Annotated in this window: 10 protein-coding genes and 1 pseudogene; 8 read left to right on the top strand and 3 right to left on the bottom strand. The window is 59.5% G+C overall.

The annotated features are described in order from the left end of the window. Positions 1-11 precede the first annotated feature (11 nt). From N4T19_RS07350 to N4T19_RS07375, 6 genes are all read left to right on the top strand, one after another. On the top strand, positions 12-2,054 hold the full coding sequence (locus tag N4T19_RS07350) for an IPTL-CTERM sorting domain-containing protein (RefSeq protein WP_260719771.1): 2,043 nt from the start codon (positions 12-14) through the stop codon (positions 2,052-2,054). Positions 2,055-2,401: 347 nt separating this feature from the next. Further along, complete coding sequence (locus N4T19_RS07355; protein ID WP_260719772.1) at positions 2,402-3,979, top strand: IPTL-CTERM sorting domain-containing protein; 1,578 nt, start codon at positions 2,402-2,404, stop codon at positions 3,977-3,979. Between the two features lie 628 nt (positions 3,980-4,607). Continuing rightward, the gene (locus tag N4T19_RS07360; protein WP_260719773.1) at positions 4,608-5,510 is read left to right on the top strand and encodes a hypothetical protein; all 903 of its coding nucleotides are present in this window, start codon (positions 4,608-4,610) and stop codon (positions 5,508-5,510) included. A 678-nt stretch (positions 5,511-6,188) separates the two neighbouring features. After that, positions 6,189-9,716 (top strand): response regulator, encoded by a 3,528-nt coding sequence (locus N4T19_RS07365; protein ID WP_182342294.1) that lies wholly within the window; start codon positions 6,189-6,191, stop codon positions 9,714-9,716. A 6-nt stretch (positions 9,717-9,722) separates the two neighbouring features. After that, positions 9,723-10,565, top strand: a complete 843-nt coding sequence (locus N4T19_RS07370; protein ID WP_116924269.1) for a CheR family methyltransferase — start codon at positions 9,723-9,725, stop codon at positions 10,563-10,565. Between the two features lie 72 nt (positions 10,566-10,637). Further along, entirely contained in the window at positions 10,638-11,768 is a 1,131-nt protein-coding gene (locus N4T19_RS07375) for a hybrid sensor histidine kinase/response regulator (protein ID WP_260719774.1), read from the top strand. A gap of 127 nt (positions 11,769-11,895) precedes the next feature. Here N4T19_RS07375 and N4T19_RS07380 read toward each other — a convergent pair whose 3' ends face one another. Continuing rightward, a complete protein-coding gene (locus tag N4T19_RS07380) occupies positions 11,896-12,267 on the bottom strand; it encodes a response regulator (RefSeq protein ID WP_182342301.1) in 372 nt (123 codons plus the stop codon). Positions 12,268-12,764: 497 nt separating this feature from the next. On the opposite strand from N4T19_RS07380, the gene N4T19_RS07385 reads away from it, so the two are divergent. Both N4T19_RS07385 and N4T19_RS07390 read left to right on the top strand, forming a co-directional pair. Continuing rightward, a complete protein-coding gene (locus N4T19_RS07385; RefSeq protein WP_116924272.1) occupies positions 12,765-13,397 on the top strand; it encodes a response regulator in 633 nt (210 codons plus the stop codon). Between the two features lie 512 nt (positions 13,398-13,909). Next, positions 13,910-14,833, top strand: a complete 924-nt coding sequence (locus N4T19_RS07390) for a pyridoxal-phosphate dependent enzyme (RefSeq protein ID WP_260719775.1) — start codon at positions 13,910-13,912, stop codon at positions 14,831-14,833. A gap of 176 nt (positions 14,834-15,009) precedes the next feature. Here the strand turns inward: N4T19_RS07390 and N4T19_RS07395 are convergent. Next, a pseudogene (locus N4T19_RS07395) lies at positions 15,010-15,198 on the bottom strand (hypothetical protein); the annotation flags it as partial. A gap of 104 nt (positions 15,199-15,302) precedes the next feature. After that, positions 15,303-17,993, bottom strand: coding sequence for a DUF7933 domain-containing protein (locus N4T19_RS07400; RefSeq protein WP_260719776.1), 2,691 nt, complete (start codon positions 17,991-17,993; stop codon positions 15,303-15,305). Positions 17,994-18,969 lie beyond the last annotated feature (976 nt).

Here is an 18,969-nt window from a genome sequence, read left to right on the forward strand (position 1 = left end):
AGAAAATTGATATGAAAAAACAAATCCTTCCTCCCGCCCGCTATGCGTTGCTCACCGCCTGCCTCCTCACAGGCTTTGCCCAGGCCCAGAGCATCAACTTTACGGGTGATACGTATCCCACCGGCAATATGGGCGCCAGCTACAGTGGAACAGATGTGACCGTGGGCATTACCGGGGTCGGAAGACTGGACGTGTTATCCGGTGCGGCACTGACCACCACCATCCGAATGGACGTTGGGCGCAGTGCTGGTGCATTTGGTACGGTCACCATTTCTGACGGTTCACAATGGGATACTAAACGCGTGTTGATTGGCACCGCAAGTACGGGTATCGTCCATATTAAAAACAACGCAAAAGTTACCGCCAGCGATTATGTTTATATTGGCTTTCTCGCTGGAGGCCAGGGATCGGTCATTGTTGATGGCCCAGGATCATCTTTTACCAACGCTGGGACGTATAACGACCAATTTTGGGTAGGCCGTGATGGCGGATCAGGCTCTCTGCGGGTTATCAATGGTGCCACGGCACCATTCGGGAGTCTTTTCACCTCTACCGCTCCAGGCTCCGCAAGTTTTATTGAAGTAGACGGATCCAACTCAAGGCTAGAAGGGACACGGCAATGCAATTTGGGGATTGCAGTCTCGGCCACCGTGCAAATAACCAATGGAGGCACTTTTAAATGTGGAACCATTGCGGACCTGGGCTTTGGCAGTGTTTCACTCAGCGGCGCTGGGTCAAAATGGCAATTGGGCCGATCGCTCGATATAGGGACTCAGAGTCGCATGAGCGATGCTGCATTGACCATTGGAGAAGGTAGCACCGTAGAGGTGACCAACCAGTTGCGACTGCCCAACGTTGCCAACAACACGGCAGCATTGAGCAAAGGCGTGCTTAACATCGAAGGTGCAACCAGTCCAGGTACGTTCAGCGCTGCAGGCATTGTATTTGGCTTGAACGGCCTAGGCCGTATTAACTTTAACCACACCGATGCCTCTGGAAATTATCTGTTTGCCACACCCATGAGCGGCCCAGGCACCATTGAAACCAATGCATTGGGAATAACGAGCTTGACCGGGAACAACAGCTATAGCGGCAACACGCATATCAATGCAGGTGTTCTACGCGCAGGCACAGCCACCGGCCTGAGCCCGGCCTCTGATTATCTGGTGACCAGCGGCGGAACGCTCGATACCAATACCTTCAGCGCCACATTCAAAAGCCTGGATAACGGTGGATTGGTAACGATGGCGGCAGGAGGCACCAGCAATGTGCTGACCGTCACCCAAAACTACAGCGGCAATGGCGGTGTGATTGCGATAAACACCGCCTTGGGCGCAGACAGCTCGCCAACCGAAAAACTGGTGGTACAAGGCGACACCAGCGGCAACACCACCTTGAACATCACCAACCTGGGCGGCACGGGAGCTGCCACCACCGGCGACGGCATTATGGTGGTGCAGGTGGATGGTTCATCGAACGGCACCTTTAGCCTGCCCGCGCCTGGCTATGTGGTGGCCGGTGGATTCCGCTATATGCTTGCCAAAGTGGGCAATAACTGGTTTCTGCAGTCGGACGTGCATGTAGAAGCAAGCGGCCCCGAGGCCAGCATGGTTTGCACGCCCGCCGAGCTGAGCGATACGGCCAACCAGGTCGCCACCTGCACCGTCACGCTGACAGCAGCGCCCACGGCCGACCTGCCCATCAACCTGGTGCTGCCGGCGGCCAACCCGCGCTACACGACGACCTGCACATCGCCGATAGTGGTTGCAGCCAATGCCACCCAGGCCAGTTGCACGATTACTGCCACGCCCAACACCACGGCGGGTGACGGCGATGTGAGCCTGGAGCTGGCCATTGCACCGCCTACTACCGCCGACGCCTACACGCCCGCCGGCCCTGCCGCGCAGGTGCTGATCAAGGACGCGGGTGACACCACCCTCCCACCTGTAACGGGAACCCCTACCCCCGTGCCCACGCTAGGCAGCTTGGGCCTGGCTGCGTTGGCGGCGCTGATGGGTGCTGTGGGCCTGCGCCGCAGCCGCAAGACGGTGTAAAAGCACGCATGCGCTAAGCCTGCCCTAGCACTGAGATAACAGCCCCAGGTGCCACCACCTGGGGCTGTTTTGTTTGGGCGCAGGCATGGGGAAGGTTCGCAGGGCTCTGGGGCAGGCATGCCGTGCTGGTGCTGCCCAGCGCCGTGGCCCCTAACCACCAAAAATACAGGCCTTTTCATTTTTTGATTGCGCAAAACTATCAATCATGGGAGGCTGATGGAACCCTGCCTGCGGCGCAGGGCAGCAGCGCGCAGAACAGGTGACCGCACTGCGCAAGCCACCCCGCCAGCGCCTGTTCCATGCCTTCGCTAGTTGATAGCTTCTTACAACCCAACCCATGGAGAATGATGACCAAAAAGCAATACACCTCATCGGCCCAGCACACGCCGCTGTTGAGCGCCCTGCTCGTGGGCGCCTCGCTCTTGGGCGGCCTGCTGCCAGCAGGAGCACAGGCCCAGAGTGTCCACTTCAGCGGTGATGCAAGCCCCCTGGGCGATATGGGGGCCAGCCACCGCGCTACCGACGTGACAGTGGGCCACAGCGGCACGAGCGCTCTGGCGATTCTCGCCGGTGGCCAGCTGGAGTCTGACAGCGGAATGGTCAGTGCGCAGGCCGGCAGCGCAGGGACGGTGCGTGTGGAGGGCGCGCAATCGTCCTGGACAGTGGCGGGCGATCTGCTGCTGGGCCAAGCCGGGTCGGCCACGCTCCAGGTGCGCAATGGCGGCAGGGTGTCAAGCCTGCAGACCTTGGAATCAGCAACACTGCCCGGCTCCAGCGCGCTGATCGACGTCGAGGGCGCCAACTCCACACTGCGGGGTGAGGAATGCCTTTTCGCGGGAGAAGGCATGTCGGCGGTGCAGATCCGCGATGGGGGCTTGCTCGACTGCGAGGTCAACGCCCTCTTGTACTTTGGCTCGCTGTCGTTGCGTGGCTCGGGGTCCGAATGGCGGGTGGGCACCCATTTGGAAATCGGTACCTTTGCCGGCCAGGCCGATACCGCTTTGACCATCGGCGAAGGCGCAGCCGTCAATGTGCGCGATATCCTGTGGCTGTCATCCCCGGCGCCAGGCGCCGCCGGCCGCGCTGCGCTGACGATTGAAGGCAGCGCCCGCCCAGGCGTACTGAGCGTGAACACCCTGGTACTGGGCAATGCGGACGCGAGCGTGCTGAACCTGTACCACAGCGATACCTCTGGGCAGTACCAGCTTGGGCCAGATATATATGGCACCGGTCAGGTGCAGGTCAACGGCTCGGGCACCACGGTGCTGACGGGCAACAACAGCTACCAGGGCAGCACGCGCATCAACGCGGGTGTGCTGCGCGCAGGCGGGGCCAACAGCTTGAGCCCGGCCTCCGACTTTGTCGTGGTCTCTGGCGGCACGCTCGATACCAGCAGCTACAGCCCCACGGTGCAGAGCCTGAACAACGGCGGACGGGTCACCCTGGCTGCCGGCGGCACCCGCAGTGTACTGACCGTCATGCGGAACTACACCGGCCATGGCGGTGTGGTGGAGATGCACACGGCATTGGGCGCCGATGCATCGCCTAGCGCGCAGCTGGTGGTGCGGGGCGACACCAGCGGCGACAGCATCTTGCACATCAATAACCTGGGCGGCGCGGGGGCTGCCACCACGGGTGACGGGATCATGGTGGTGCAGGTCGCTGGGGCTTCGAACGGCACATTCCGCCTGCCCGCACCTGGTTATATGGAGGCAGGTGGATGGCGCTACATGCTGGCCAAGGTGGGCAAGCACTGGTATTTGCAGTCGGACCAGCAGGCGGAAACAGCCGGCCCCGACCCTGACCAGACCCCCAAGCCAACCACAGCGCCTACGCCAGTGCCCACGCTGGGCGCGCTGGGCATGGCCGTGATGGCCACGCTGATGGCGGCTGTGGGCCTGCGCCGCCACCGCAGAACACTGTAAACGGCGCAGGACACAGCGGGCGCTGGCAGCAGCCAACCGTTGGGTACGGGGGCGGGAGCGGGGACGCTTGTGCTGTGTTGGCTCAGCCATTTACCTCGCTTTACAAATAGCTTTTCTCAAACATATAATTGATAACCACTATGCAAAAACAATACCTCCCTCCCTCGCCCACATCTTGCGCGCTAGCGGCCGGCTGCCCGGCATGGCACAGGCGCAAAGCAGCCCTTTCCATATTGACGCAGCACCCGCCCATGAGGTGGCGCTGCCCTGCTGGCGCAGGGCTCTGGCGGCTGGCGCGCAGTGCGTGTAAGCGGAGGCGACCAACGGCTTTTGCCCAAGCCCACTGAGCAACCGGCGGATGGCACCAGGCGCTTTTTGCCCGGCAGTGCTTGGTGCTGGCTGATGGGCAGTAGATGGCCGCAGCCTGCCAGCGCTGCACAGATGCCGCCGCCGCGCATGTGGCGCCACATGGTGCGCTGCCGACCGGCAAGGCGACTGCTGCCCGACGGTGCCATACAGGCTGCCCTCGCCATATCCATTGCCAGAGCTACGCCCTACGCAGCCAACCCGCCTGCATGGCCTTGTGACCATCGGCTTGGCAGGCGCTGCGGTTCCACCTAAAAACAGCATGAAAAAACACCTCAAAACCTGTTGCGCTGGCGCAGCCGCCGGCGTGCTAGGCGCCGCATTCTGCGGGGCGCCTGCCAGCGCCCAGAATGTGACGCTGCCCGTGGTGGTGATGGACAGCACGGCCCTCAGCCGCCAACAAGGCCATACCGTCGATACCCAGCAATGGATGGGCCCGGCATTCCATACCGGGGCGGTAGCGACACAGATCAGCGAACTTTCGCTGGGCATGCAGCGACCGGAGTGGATGCCACACCCCTTGCAAAACTGGTGGCCCAGGTCGGAGCGTGACCGCTGGCCATCTGCTGTGGCGGCATCGTCATCGGTCGTGACCACAACAATGGGCTTTAAAAGATGTATGCCAGCACGCGCCCATCCACGTGCAGCGTCTTGGGCCTGGGGCACGCAGACCATGGCGGCGGTATTGCGGCTCTACCAGCTCGATGACAGCACGGAGCTGCCCCAGGGTGCGGCGCTGGCCAGCACGACCATCGATGTTGCCGTCTTCGCGCCCAATGACGGGCGCCTCAACACCTACACGGCGGTGCAGCTGGGCAGCGTTGCCCGCACCCCGCTTCAGGCGTTTAAAAAATACGCGTTGGTGCTTGCCAGCAAGGACGGTTGCCCGCTGGAGCTGTATGACAACCGAGGACCCGCCAACGCCTATCGCTTTGGGGGCGGCTTCTCGGGCGCAGCCACTGGCTATCTGCGAACCCTCGATGGCGGCACCAATTGGAGCAAGGACGGCACGGTGACACCGGTGGTGCGCATGGCAGTGACAGCGATAGCCCATCAAGGCACTGACCGCGACATGGGCAGCGACAAGGACAGCGACTGGCCCGCAGGGGCCCTGCGCATGCCCGAACTGCCAGCCTGGGCGCAATGGCCATGGGTGGGGCGTTAGGCGGCCCTCTCTATATAGAGGCAGGAAAGCGTGGCTAGGCTGATGGCGCTGCAAGGCCCTCGCTGCAGGCCACAGCCCACGGTGCGCAACCCACGGGATCACCGCCGCTGAGCGCGACCCACCCCAGGGGCACATTCTGCGTGCCCCCTGGCATCCCGGGCAGCGGCGCGCAGTCAATCTCTCAATAGGCCGGCAGCCAACCCCGCCGGGTGGCTGCCGGCCTTTTGGTTGCCGGCTGGAGCAGATTGAAAAGCATGGAGGCAGAGGAACGCCGCCAGGCATAAGGCGAGCCCGTACGAAGCAGCCCACCCAGCGCGCCCCCGGCCAAGACTTACAAAAAACTTACATAATACATAGCTATCACACCAGTTTTTTAATACTTTTAATTTATGATCAGCATTCCTCTGGAGGGAGGAAAAGCGCTTCTCAGGAAGACGACCCTTGGGCCCGCCTTGTGCGGGCCCTTTTTTTGCGCCCGGCGCTGCACAAACGACCGGTAACACCTGTGAGCCTCGGGGTTTGCGCGAGGCCGCCCAGGGTGGACGAAAATGGATCTGGCGTGCCACGGCCAGCCAGGCCGGCCCGTAGGAACATGCCTACAGATTTGTTAACAAAGGTACAAGTACAATTTGTGGCTGATTTTTGCGCCAGTTGCCGCACCCCACCTCTGCCCCCTCCATGCCCCAATCTCCTTCCTCACAGCCGCGCAGCCTGTTCCCTCTGCCGCTGCCCATGCTGCTGGGGTTTGCCGCTGCAGCCATCGCTGCGCTGGTTATCGCCATCGTCAATGTCTACTCAGCCGATGTGCGCGCCCGGGCTGTCACCAGCATTGACCGCATGACAGCGGCGATGCGCCAGCTCAATGAATTCTCGGCGTCGCTCAAGGATGCGGAAACGGGGCAGCGCGGCTTTTTGCTGACCGGCGACCCGGCCTACCTGCAGCCCTACCAGCGCGCGCAAGATGCACTGGAGGCGCAGCTCAAGGGCCTGGCGGCCAGCAATAACAGCGCGCCGCTGCGCCAGGAACGGGTGCAGGCCATTGATGCGCTGGCCCACCAAAAGCTGGCCGAGCTGGAGACCACGATCGAGCTCAAGCAGGCGGGCCGGGGCGATGAGGCGCTGGCGATGGTGCGCACCGACAAGGGCAAGCTGGTGATGGACAGCCTCAACAACGAGGTCAGCAGCCTGTACCTGCTGCAGAACAACGAGCTCGATCTGCGCCGCCGCGCCTGGGAGCAGGCGGCCATCACCTCCACCTACATCTCCTGGGGTGGATCGGTGGTGATGCTGCTGCTGGTGCTGGCGTCCGCTGCGGTGTCGATGCGGGAATTCCGCACCAAGGCGCGCCAGGCCTGGGTGGCCGATGGCCTGGCAGGCCTGAACCAGAGCCTGCAAGGCGACCACCGGCTCGAAGAAGTGGGCGCACGCGCGCTGGAGTTTTTGGCCAGCTACCTGGGCGCACGCGTGGGCGCTGGCTATGCCCGCCACGGCATGGACGACCGCTACCAGCTGTTTGGCGGCTACGCGCTGCCCCCCGATGTACTGCAGGCCCACTTGCTGGCCGGCGAAGGCCTGGCAGGCCAGGTGCTGCGCAGCGGCAAACTGCTGAAGGTGGGGGGTCTGGACCAGAGCCACCTTAAGATCACCTCGAGCCTGGGCCAGTCGCAGCCTTTGGAACTGGTGCTGGCCCCTGCGGTGGAGAATGGCAAGGTCCATGCCTTGATCGAGCTGGGCTTTGCCCGCCCAGTGCAACAGGCGGAGCTGGACCTGCTGGCAGGCGCATCGTCCATCCTGGCGGTGGCAGTGCGCTCGGCGATCGACCGCTCGCGCCTGGAGAACCTGCTGGAAGAAACCCGCCAGCAGGCCGAAGAGTTGCTGGTGCAGCAAGAGGAGATGCGCGCCAGCAACGAGGAGCTGGAGCAGCAAAGCCAGGCGCTGCAGCGCTCGCAGGCGCAGATGGAGCAGCAGCAGTCAGAGCTCGAGCAGACCAATGTATACCTGGAAGAGCAGACGCAAAAGCTCGAGCACCAGCGCGAGCAGCTGCTGCGCGCCAAGGATGCGCTGACCGACAAGGCGCGCGAGCTCGAAGTGGCCAGCCAGTACAAGAGCGAGTTTTTGGCCAATATGAGCCATGAGCTGCGCACGCCGCTGAACTCGACCCTGATCCTGGCCAAGCTGCTGGGCGACAACAAGCTGGGCAACCTGACCGGCGAGCAAGTCAAGTACGCACAGACCATCTATGCGGCCGGCAATGATTTGCTGGCGCTGATCAACGATATTCTGGACCTGGCCAAGATTGAAGCTGGCCAGGCCAATGTGGTGCTCGAGCCCGTGAACCTGGGCACCGCGATGCAGTCGCTCATCGAGCCGCTGCGCCCGCTGGCCCAGCAAAAGGGGCTGGCGCTGAGCTGCCATATTGCCCCGGGTGTGCCTGCCTATGCGCAGACCGACAGCCTGCGCCTGGGCCAGATTCTGAAAAACCTGCTGTCCAACGCGATCAAGTTCACCGACCGGGGCAGCGTGAGCCTGCAGCTGTCGCAAAGCCAGCCGGGCACCTTGAGCTTTGCGGTGCAGGACACGGGCATCGGCATCCCCGAGCACCAGCAGCAGCTGATTTTTGAGGCATTCCAGCAGGCCGATGGCAGCACCCACCGCAAGTACGGCGGCACGGGCCTGGGTCTGTCAATTGCCCGTGACCTGGCGCAGCTGCTGGGCGGCCAGGTGACCGTGCAAAGCACGCCGGGGCAAGGCAGCGTGTTCAGCTTTCATATGCCGCTGGTGGCAGCGGCTGCGCCCGCCGCCGAGGTGCCAGTGCCGCCCAAGGCTGCCGATGCGCTACGCGCTGTGCAGCCGCCGCTGAGCGCACCGGTCAAGACGATCGCACCGGCTGCTGCGCCCCGCGCCATGGCGCCAATGCCGTCCAACACGGCCGTCGCCACGGCCAATGCCGCCACGGCCGTTGTCACCCCCAGCGCAACAACGGCTGCCTCTGCTACGGCGGCTGAGCTGGCCCTGCCCACCATCATCCAGGGCCGCCATCTGCTGGTGGTGGAGGACGACCCGCGCTTTGCCGACATTCTGCAAGAGCTGGCGCGCGAGATGGGCTTTAGCTGCCAGGTGGCGCGCAATGCGTCCGATGGCCTGGCCGCAGCGCTGCAGTTTTTGCCCAATGCGATTGTGCTGGACATCAACCTGCCCGACTTCTCCGGTCTGGGCGTGTTGGACCAGCTCAAGCGCAACCCCAGCACGCGCCATATCCCGGTGCACATCGTCTCGGTGGCCGATTACTCCCAAGAGGCGCTGGTGCGCGGCGCGCTGGGCTATGCGTTGAAGCCGGTGCAGCGCGAGGAGCTGGCCCAGGCCTTGAAGCGGCTGGAGGCCAAGTTCACCCAGAACATCCACCGCGTGCTGCTGGTCGAAGACGACGAGCGCCAGCGCGACAGCGTGCACAGCCTGCTGGGCAACAGCGAGGTCGATGTGGTCTGCGCCGCCACCGCCACCCAGGCGCTGGAGTACCTGGCCCAGGGCACCTATGACTGCATGATCATGGACCTGAACCTGCCCGACATGAGCGGCTTTGCGCTGCTCGAGCGCATGTCCGAGCAGGACGGCGTGTCCTTCCCGCCGGTGATCGTCTACACCGGCCGGGCGCTGTCGCGCGATGAAGAGTTGCAGCTGCGCCGCTTCTCACACTCGATCATCATCAAGGATGCGCGCTCGCCCGAGCGCCTGCTCGATGAGGTCACCTTGTTCCTGCACCAGGTGGAGTCTCGCCTGTCGCCCGAGCACCAGCAGATGCTGGCCCAGGCCCGCAGCCGCGAGGCCGCGCTGGAAGGGCGCAAGGTGCTGGTGGTGGAGGACGATGTGCGCAATGTGTTTGCGCTGACCAGCATTCTGGAGCCCACCGGCATTGCCGTGGACATTGCCCGCAATGGCCGCGAGGCGCTCGAGGTGCTGGACCGCGAGGACAGTGCGGTGGACCTGGTCTTGATGGACATCATGATGCCCGAGATGGATGGCTATACCGCCATGCGCGAGATTCGCAGCCGCGCGCATTTGAGGCGCCTGCCCATCATTGCGCTGACTGCCAAGGCCATGAAGGACGACCAGGAAAAATGCCTGGCCGCCGGTGCCAACGATTACATCGCCAAACCACTGGACGTGGAGAAACTGCTGTCCCTGGTGCGCGTCTGGATGCCCAAATAAAGCCCCATGCCGTTACGCAAAAAGGCCGAGATTGCCGAGATTGAGCAGCGCTTGCTGCTAGACGGTATTTATTACCGTTACCACTATGATTTTCGCGGTTATGCGCAGGGATCGATCAAACGCGGGCTGGAGGCGGCACTCGCCGCCTTTGGCTGCAAAACACTGTCGCAGTTGCAGGACCGGATCATGCATGACCCCTCGGCGTTTACCGCGCTGTTGGGGTACCTGACGGTACAGGTCAGCGATATGTTCCGCGACCCAGCCTATTTTGCGGCGCTGCGCCGCGAGGTGGTGCCGCTGTTGCGCACCTACCCCTCGCTCAAGATCTGGGTGGCCGGCTGCAGCACCGGCGAAGAGGTGTACTCGCTGGCCATCTTGCTGCACGAAGAAGGCCTGCTCGAGCGCAGCCTGATCTATGCGACCGACATCAACTCGCAGGCGCTGCGTGTGGCCGAACAAGGCATTTTTGGCATTGAGCGGGCCGAGTCGTTCTCCGCCAATTATTTGAAATCCGGTGGCAAACGATCGCTCGCCGATTATTACACCGCGCATTACGGCCATATCGTGCTGGACAAAGAGCTGCGCAAGAACGTGGTATTTGCCGACCACAGCCTGGCGACCGACAGCGTATTTGCCGAGATGCATTTGATATCGTGCCGCAATGTACTGATTTACTTTGATACCGACTTGCAAAACCGCGCGCTGGATCTTTTCCGGCAGTCATTATGCCATCGCGGCTTTTTGGGTTTGGGCATGAAAGAATCGCTGCGATTTTCCAACCAGGCGCCGGCATTTGAAGATGTGGCGGTGGTTGAGAAGATATACCAGAAGAAACCCAGCATTGATTAGTTTAAAAATACCCGCCCAGCAGATGGTGATGCAGTCGCACACCATGGGCCCTAGCTTTTGACTTGTAGCGCCATGAAGACCATAGACGGCATCAAATGCCTGATTGTTGATGACATCCCGCAGAACCTGGTGGCCCTCGAAGCGCTGCTCCAGCGCGAGGGTGTGCAGTTTCTCAAAGCCCATTCGGCGCGCGAGGCGCTTGAGCTGCTGCTGCAGCACAACGATGTGGCGCTGGCCCTCTTGGATGTGCAGATGCCGGAGATGAACGGCTTTGACCTGGCCGCGCTGATCCGGGGCAGCGAGCGCACGCGCCATATTCCGCTGATCTTCATGACCGCGGGCACGCATGAGCAGAACTGGCAGTTCCAGGGCTATGAGAGCGGCGCGGTGGATTTCCTGTACAAGCCCATCGACCCGGACATGCTCAGCGCCAAGGTGAACATCTTCTTTGAGCTGCACCGCCGCAAGCAGGAGCTGGCCCAGCAATTGCAAGAGCGCACCGAGGCGCTGCGCGTCAACGAGATGTTCATGGCGGTGCTCAGCCACGACCTGCGCAACCCCTTGCAGACCATCAAGATGACGGCGAGCCTGCTCAAGCGCCAGACCGACGCGAGCAAGAACGAAGAGCTGGCCGAGCGCCTGCTGGGCAACAGCCAGCGCATGGCCCGCATGGTGGACGATTTGCTCGATGTGACGCGCATCCGCCAGGCCGGCGGCCTGCGCCTGAGCCTGGCCGACATGGACCTGGCCCGCCTGTGCGAGGCCGCGGTGGAAGATGCGCGCCAGTGCAGCGCAGAGCGCCAGTTGCACTACCAGGCCCAGGGCGACACCCAGGGCCGCTGGGACAGCGAGCGCCTGGCCCAGGTGGTGAGCAATATCCTGGGCAATGCCTTAAAGCACGGCGCGGCTGATGCGCCGATCCGCGTGCGCCTGGATGGCAGCCAGCCCGCAGAGGTATTGCTGGTGATCGAGAACGGGGGAAGCATTCCCGCAGCTTTGCTGCCCGATCTGTTCAAGCCGTTTCGGGGTGGCGAGCGCCAACCCGGACAAAGCGAAGGACTGGGCCTGGGGCTCTACATTGCCCAGCAGATTGCCCAGGCGCATGGTGGCGCCATCCAGGTGCAATCGGCCGAAGGCCAGACCCGCTTTGAGATCCGGCTGCCGCGCCAGCCACTGGCGCCGAACCGCCAGGCGGTGCTGTGAAGGCCCACGGACCGGCCGCACGCTATAGGTTTTATGGATCAAAGTGGCGGCCTGCTGCGTCCATCCCCCAAAAGCAGAAGGACGGCACAGCCGTCCTTCTTGGCATTGCAGCGCCTGGGTTCAGCGCTTACTGCAGCGTGGCATTGGGGCGCTGGGCCTCGATCTGGCCGAGCAGCGCTTCAAGCTCTTCAATCTCAAAAGGCTTGAGCAAGGTGCGCACGTTCGGGCCCCACTGCGCGGGGTAGTGGCCCAGGTCGTAGCCGGTGCACAGCACGATCCAGCGCAGCGGCGCTTGCTTGAGCAACGACTGGGCCAGCTCAGTGCCCGATTGGCCGGGCAGGCTGACATCGGTCACCACCAGGTCAAACGGCGCCTGCGCGTCGAGCTGCAGCGCTTCTTCCGCATTGGCGCAACAGGTGATGCTGCGGCCCGGCCCTTCCATGAGGCAGCCGATCGTCTCGCGCAGTTCCTCATTGTCTTCGATATAGACTATTTTCATTGCAAATCCAATAACAAAAGATTATTGCAATAAAACTATTGCAGACGGTGTTTTGAACCAAGGAATTTATCCTTGTAGGACATTTTCTTTTAATGCCGCTGCAATATACCACATTGGCTGAATCAGCAAAATTTCCATGCTAGAACAAGGCCCTGAAAAATCGGTCTCAGTACTTGTAGTCCTACACTGACAGCGTCCGTTTGCACGCACCCACAACGCGTTTGCAAACCATGGTTAAACTAAGGCTCTAGCCATTGAGGTTTTTGAAAAAGGTATTTACCCGACCATTGAGGCAGGTCAATACCCGGTATCAAATTTATAATTTAGCGATACGGCTCTGGATATTCTCGCAGTGAATAATATAGTTATTATCTGCATTTTTTGATAATCACGGCCGCTTGTGCTGTCACCTGTGGTTATCCGATCCGGTTGCGCAGTTTCAAAAAAGACCGCGAGCCAGTCAGCCAAAGCTGCGCTGCCGCTACCAAGGAAGACCAATGATCAACGTAGGACTTGTCGATGACCACGCCATCGTTCGCTCCGGCCTGAAGCAATTTCTCGCGGATTTCGTAGATATCCGCGTCGTGGGAGAAGCATCCAATGGCCGTGAAGCCATTGACCTGGTGCGCAATGAATCCGTGGACGTGCTGGTGATGGACCTGTCCATGCCCGGCCAAAGCGGTATCGACGCGCTGACCATGCTGCGCGCCAAGGAGCCCGACATGGGCATCCTGATCCTGAGCGGCTACCCGGCTGAGCACTATGCGATCAACCTGATCCGCCAAGGGGTCAACGGCTACCTGAACAAGGAGTGCGACCCGAGTGAGATTGTTGAGGCGATTCGCACCATCTCGCTGGGCAAGCGCTACCTGACCCCGATGGTTGCCAACCTGCTGGCCCAGCAGCTGGGCCGCAAGGACGATGCCCCGCCGCATGAGCACCTGTCCGAGCGCGAGTTCCAGGTCTTCCTCAAACTCGCCCAGGGCGAGACCGCGAGCAATGTGGCCGAGCAGCTGTCGCTGAGCGTCAAGACCGTGAGTACCTATCGCACCCGCTTGATGGAGAAGATGACCCTGAACTCCAACAGCGATCTGACCTACTACGCGTTAAAGAATGGTTTGATCAGCTGATCGACTGTCCTTCGCGCGTCACAGCCGCCTCTGCACGCCACCTTCGGGTGGCGTTGGCTTTTGTGGGCGCGTATGCAGCGCGGGTACATCGTCTGCGCAGTAGCGGCAAGGCGCCAGCGGCAGCGTAGCCTGGTCTGGCGCGCCCACCCTCCCGAGCCAGCAGTGCGGCCTGCTGCCTTTTTTCACCAGGTCGCCGCATCACCGCCTTGTCGCCCACGCTCCGGGACTTTTGGTCAGCGTGCGCTGATTGCGCCCTACACTGAGGGCCTGCTACTGGACCATTGCGGCCTGGTGGCATGACTTGCCCGCTGCACGCCGCGTACCAGCATCTCCACGGCCAGCCTGCGCCCAGGCCGTTGTGGGCGGCTTTGCCCGTTATCGCCTATCGCCGGTTCGCGGATCGGCACGACTGCAAAGTTCTGGCCACCAACAGCTGAGTTGCAGCGGCCGCGTGGCTCACCTTCATCGGCAGGCAGCCAGGCGGCACCGTTCAGAACACAAGGAAATACACCATGGCCATCCATATTGAAACCCCCGTTATCGCATCGCGGGCACTGTCGTTGCGCACAGGCAAAGACGTGCGCCTGAAACTGGAGACCTTGCAGCCCAGCGGCTCGTTCAAGACGCGTGGCATCGGCCACGCCTGTGAGATCTACCGATCGCGCGGTGCCAAGCGCTTCATATCCTCATCGGGCGGCAATGCCGGGTATGCCGTGGCCTATGCCGGCCGCATGCTGCAGACCCCGGTGACCGTGGTGGTACCTGCCTCCACATCGCAGCGCGCCCAGGACCTGATCCGCTCCGAAGGGGCTGAGGTCATCGTGCACGGCGCATCGTGGATGGAGGCCCATGCCCACGCCCAGCAGCTGATGACGGCCAGCGATGCCTTTTTGCACCCCTTTGATGACCCCTTGCTCTGGACCGGCCACGCTACGATGATCGACGAGCTGGCACGGCAAGGCGAGCGCCCGGACCTGGTGATCTGTTCGGTGGGCGGCGGCGGACTGCTATGCGGTGTGGTGGAGGGACTGCAGCGCAATGGCTGGGGCGCCGTGCCAGTCCTTGCCGCCGAGACAGCAGGCGCTGAGTCATTGGCCAAGGCGATGGAAGCCGGCGCGCCCACCTTGCTGCCCGGCATCACCTCCATTGCCACCTCGCTGGGCGCACGCCAGGTCTGCGACCGCGCATTGGCGCTGACCCGGGAGCACCGCATCGAGAGCGTGGTCGTACCAGATGCTGCCTCCGTAGCCGCCTGCGAAGAGGTGCTGCTGGAGCACCGCATGCTGGTCGAGCCCGCCTGCGGCGCATCGGTGGCGGCGCTGCACAGCGCGTCGCCCCTGCTGCAGCAAGCCCAGTCCGTGGTGGTCATTCTCTGCGGCAGCGTCGGCATTACCGCGCGCCAGCTCGCCCAGTGGAGCGCCGAGTTTGCGAGCTGATACGCGGTGACAGCAGCCATGCTTGCTGGGCGCGGCTGACAAGCCATGGGATCAGCAGATCCACCGCTGGGGAAGGTCTGCAAAACCACGGCATTCAGATCGGCCTGTCAGCTCGATGCCGATTTGCCTGCCATGACGCAGCTTTATCGCCAGATTTCAAACCGCATTGACGGCTTTTAACCCGTGTGGAGCACCTGCAGGCGCACCCATGCCGGCACCCCCTTCAACTTCCTTCGCACCAACCACAGATTGGCCAGCGCCAACATCGTCTGCAGCTTGTTGTCGTTCTTGGCGATGACCGGGTAGCGCAGCTTGTTAAATCCAAACTGCTGCTTGATCACACGGAACGGGTATCCCACTTTGGCTCACATGCTGGGTTTGGTTTGCTCGTATTTCTCTTTCAACAATACCAGCGGGGTGCTTACATCGAGCTTCTTACGCAGGCCTTTGCCCACGGCAATGTACCACCTCACTTGCCGACTGGAAGCTTGCAGAGTTTCCCTAGCGCGACAATATGCTTAGACTTAGTATTCAACACTTCATTTTTTTTCCTGAATCCAACCAAAATAGCTACACCAAGAATGAACGAAAGTGTAAAAATCATCCAATGATTCAATGCAGGCACGCGTTTTATAATAGGTTGTGTATTAATTGAAGCCTCATAAGAAATGGCATTATTTGCTGATTCCGGATCTGGAGTTGAGCTGCCTGCAGTGATCGTTGCTGTCATAGAGCCCGTAGCAGGAGCTACAAAGCTCACGTTGCAAGAGATCGCGCTGGATGCAGGTAGTGGAGTAGCAGTGGGGACGGTTGGTGTACAGCTAGTCGTTGCACCCGCTGGAAGTCCAGAAATTCCACATGTTGCAGAGTCAGCTGCACTGGGTCCTGCATTCAGGCAAGTCATGATGCCAGCAACTGTTTGCCCAGCAGTGACATTCGCAGGCAGCGAAGAACTTGCCTGCATGTCGGCAGCGGGCGTGATCACTGCGTTATAGGAGACTGCATTATTTGAGGTAAGTGGATCTGCAGTTGCGCTACCCGCAGTGATCGTTGCTGTCATAGAGCCCGTAGCAGGAGCTACAAAGCTCACGTCGCAAGAGATTGCGCCGGATACAGTGAGTGGCGTCGCAGTGGGGACGGCGGGTGTACAGCTCGTCGTTGCACCTGCTGGAAGTCCGGAAATTCCACATGTTGCAGAGTCCGCTGCACTGGGTCCTGCATTCAGGCAAGCAATGGTGCCAGCAACTGTTTGCCCAGCAGTGACATTCGCAGGCAGCAAAGAACTTGCCTGCATATCGGCAGCGGGCGTGATCACCGCGTTATAGGAGACTGCATTGTTGGCAGGAAGTGGATCTGCAGTTGCACTTCCCGCAGTGATCGTAGCTGTCATAGAGCCCGTAGCAGGAGCTACAAAGCTCACGTCGCAAGAGATCGCGCTGGATGCGGTGAGTGGCGTCGCCGTGGGGACGGCGGGTGTACAGCTCGTCGTTGCACCTGCTGGAAGCCCAGAAATATCACATGTTGCAGAGTCCGCTGCACTGGGTCCGGCATTCAGGCAAGCAATGGTGCCAGTAACTGTTTGCCCGGCAGTGACATTAGCAGGCAGCAAAGAACTTGCCTGCATATCGGCAGCGGGCGTGATCACTGCGTTATAGGAGACTGCATTATTTGAGGTAAGTGGATCTGCAGTTGCGCTGCCCGCAGTGATCGTTGCTGTTATAGAGCCCGTAGCAGGAGCTACAAAGCTCACGTCGCAAGAGATCGCGCCGGATACAGTGAGTGGCGTCGCCGTGGGGACGGCGGGTGTACAGCTCGTCGTTGCACCCGCTGGAAGCCCAGAAATATCACATGTTGCAGAGTCCGCTGCACTGGGTCCTGCATTCAGGCAAGCAATGGTGCCAGCAACTGTTTGCCCAGCAATGACATTCGCAGGCAGCGAAGAACTTGCTTGCATGTCGGCAGCGGGCGTGACTTCTAGATGATTCGATGTATTTGGAAGTGGGGGGTTAATAAATTCGTGCAGGCTAATATTATTCTCGTTATTCTGATAAATGCCAGCAGTAGAGGCCATCACGGGCACTGTTATTGTGCATGATGCCATCCCATTAGACAAGCTGCTGGTAATCGAGATGGAATTAGCTCCTATTGGCGCTAAAACATCTGTCGAAGCTGTGGGGCAGGTAGTGATCGGAACTCCTGAAACAGTGAGACCCGGGGAGAGTGTATCCGTGAAACCCCAACCTTCCTTTGCCAGCAAATCACTGGTATTCGTGATCGTGAAGACTATATTGGTCGAATTACCCATCGCTACCAACGGCGGATCGAATGCATTGTCAAGTTGAGGAGTGGCATCCAAAATTTTTGGATTATCGAATGCGAAATCATTGCCATTTCCAGACCCCTGGGCATTACGAATAATATATCCAACTGATCTTCCAGCAAATTTAAATGCTGCGGGAGAATTTAAAATTCCGGCGACTGCAGTACCGGCAAGATTACTTTCTAGTGCACTCACTGGCACTCTAGAACCATTAGCACAGACATCCACAGCATCAGGTGAAATATTCTCCTCTATACCATCCTGATCAACAAATGAAAAGCGCAATAATGGACGCCCTGATTGACAGTTGAGTGCAGCCGCATCTATTGAAGTCAATAGAAATCGTTTACTCGCAACCAAGGGGATATTACCTTCTGTTCTGAGAATTATTAAGTCAGAACCGGGATCTCCAGTCGTAAATGCAGTTACTGCATAATTGTTGCGAGAAGTTGTATTTATGTCTTGGCCTCTCAAAATCCCTAGTGCTTGACTCAGCTGCTGTGAGAAGTTCCAACTGCCTTTGTGACCTGTACAGGCAGCTATTCCTACTGTTGAGTTAGGATTTTGATTGTATGCAGCCAAAATTCCATTGCACATTTTCGACGGACTTGTCCAAGGCGGGTCAGCCGTGTAAGCCTGGTTGACAGGATTCAAGCCTGCATAGCCAAGCAAATCAGTGACATCCGACATTAGAGTCGGGGTTGATAAATTTTGAAAATCCTCGCTCCATACTACTAACGGATCAGCTGGTACGCCTGGTGCGGCCACAGCGGGAAGATTACAAATACAGCCAATCGACATAAAAAGAGGTGAGATAATAAATTTAATGTGATTTTTCATCATTTAATCCTCTCATATTTTCAAAAAATATAAAGCTCATTTAGCGCAGCCTATAGAACGCCTGCTAAAGCCCAAAGAAATATTCCTGATGGAAGATGGCATTTTTAAATGGAGTAATCATATGAATTCATAGGCATCTATCCTCGCTACCTCAAATTTGAAGTGCAACACCTGAGCCCCAGCCGACTTGCACAGATAACCTCACGACACACGCGGTTGCAGCCTGAATATCGGCTGACTGCGCCTTCCCTTTGGCAGCCCTCATAGGTGTTGCGGCTGCCAGGTGCACAATGAGAGCTCCAGTCGCCGCCATCAGGAGAAAATACTTTCAACCCGCAGCTATTTATACGGTCGTCTCTACACTGCTGGTTCATCAACACGAAAGGCTAAGAGCTGCCAGCAAATACAAAGTATTGTTGACTACCGCCAGCCAGCACCAAAATGGGATTATCTGCCACTGCCTGTGTATGTGTGTTTAACTAACGGCTTGTTCTTTTTTAAAACGCGATCGAAATAAATACTCCACCCGATGCCCGCACCTGATGATTAGTCGCAGGCTGCAGGTTTCAGCGACTCAATAGAAGAACCGTCGGCAGTCCTTCTCACCTGAAGATCAAAACCATCATTTCTGGGACGATGGAGCTCCCCGTATTGGCATTGCAGAAATCCATTAAATGGATCAATATTTCGACTGCCGTTTTTATCAATATAATCACGACTGAGATACAGATCTGGGATCTTCGAACAAATCAAGCATGACTTCTTGAGAAAAGCCGGTGTGGGCGTATGCCACTATCAATGCAAACACGCTATGGCGATATCATTTTCCAGCCATCAAATCTCTTTTTTATCTATCCGCAGTTACTTTAAGCATTGCGTACCACATCCTTTGCTCATGTGCGCAACGGCTGCAAGTGGTGGCGCCCCAAGCCCAATGGGTTGTTTGACGTACATTCTGGCGAGAACTTTTCAAGGT

Source organism: Comamonas squillarum, from assembly GCF_025309455.1.
GTDB classification, from domain to species: Bacteria; Pseudomonadota; Gammaproteobacteria; order Burkholderiales; family Burkholderiaceae_C; genus Comamonas; species Comamonas squillarum.

Excerpts from the sequence above, each read along its gene's own strand:
- N4T19_RS07350 (WP_260719771.1), top strand. The coding sequence starts at position 12 with ATGAAAAAACAAATCCTTCCTCCCGCCCGCTATGCGTTGCTCACCGCC.
- N4T19_RS07355 (WP_260719772.1), top strand. The coding sequence starts at position 2,402 with ATGACCAAAAAGCAATACACCTCATCGGCCCAGCACACGCCGCTGTTG.
- N4T19_RS07360 (WP_260719773.1), top strand. The coding sequence starts at position 4,608 with ATGAAAAAACACCTCAAAACCTGTTGCGCTGGCGCAGCCGCCGGCGTG.
- N4T19_RS07365 (WP_182342294.1), top strand. The coding sequence starts at position 6,189 with ATGCCCCAATCTCCTTCCTCACAGCCGCGCAGCCTGTTCCCTCTGCCG.
- N4T19_RS07370 (WP_116924269.1), top strand. The coding sequence starts at position 9,723 with ATGCCGTTACGCAAAAAGGCCGAGATTGCCGAGATTGAGCAGCGCTTG.
- N4T19_RS07375 (WP_260719774.1), top strand. The coding sequence starts at position 10,638 with ATGAAGACCATAGACGGCATCAAATGCCTGATTGTTGATGACATCCCG.
- N4T19_RS07380 (WP_182342301.1), bottom strand. The coding sequence starts at position 12,267 with ATGAAAATAGTCTATATCGAAGACAATGAGGAACTGCGCGAGACGATC.
- N4T19_RS07385 (WP_116924272.1), top strand. The coding sequence starts at position 12,765 with ATGATCAACGTAGGACTTGTCGATGACCACGCCATCGTTCGCTCCGGC.
- N4T19_RS07390 (WP_260719775.1), top strand. The coding sequence starts at position 13,910 with ATGGCCATCCATATTGAAACCCCCGTTATCGCATCGCGGGCACTGTCG.
- N4T19_RS07400 (WP_260719776.1), bottom strand. The coding sequence starts at position 17,993 with ATGAAAAATCACATTAAATTTATTATCTCACCTCTTTTTATGTCGATT.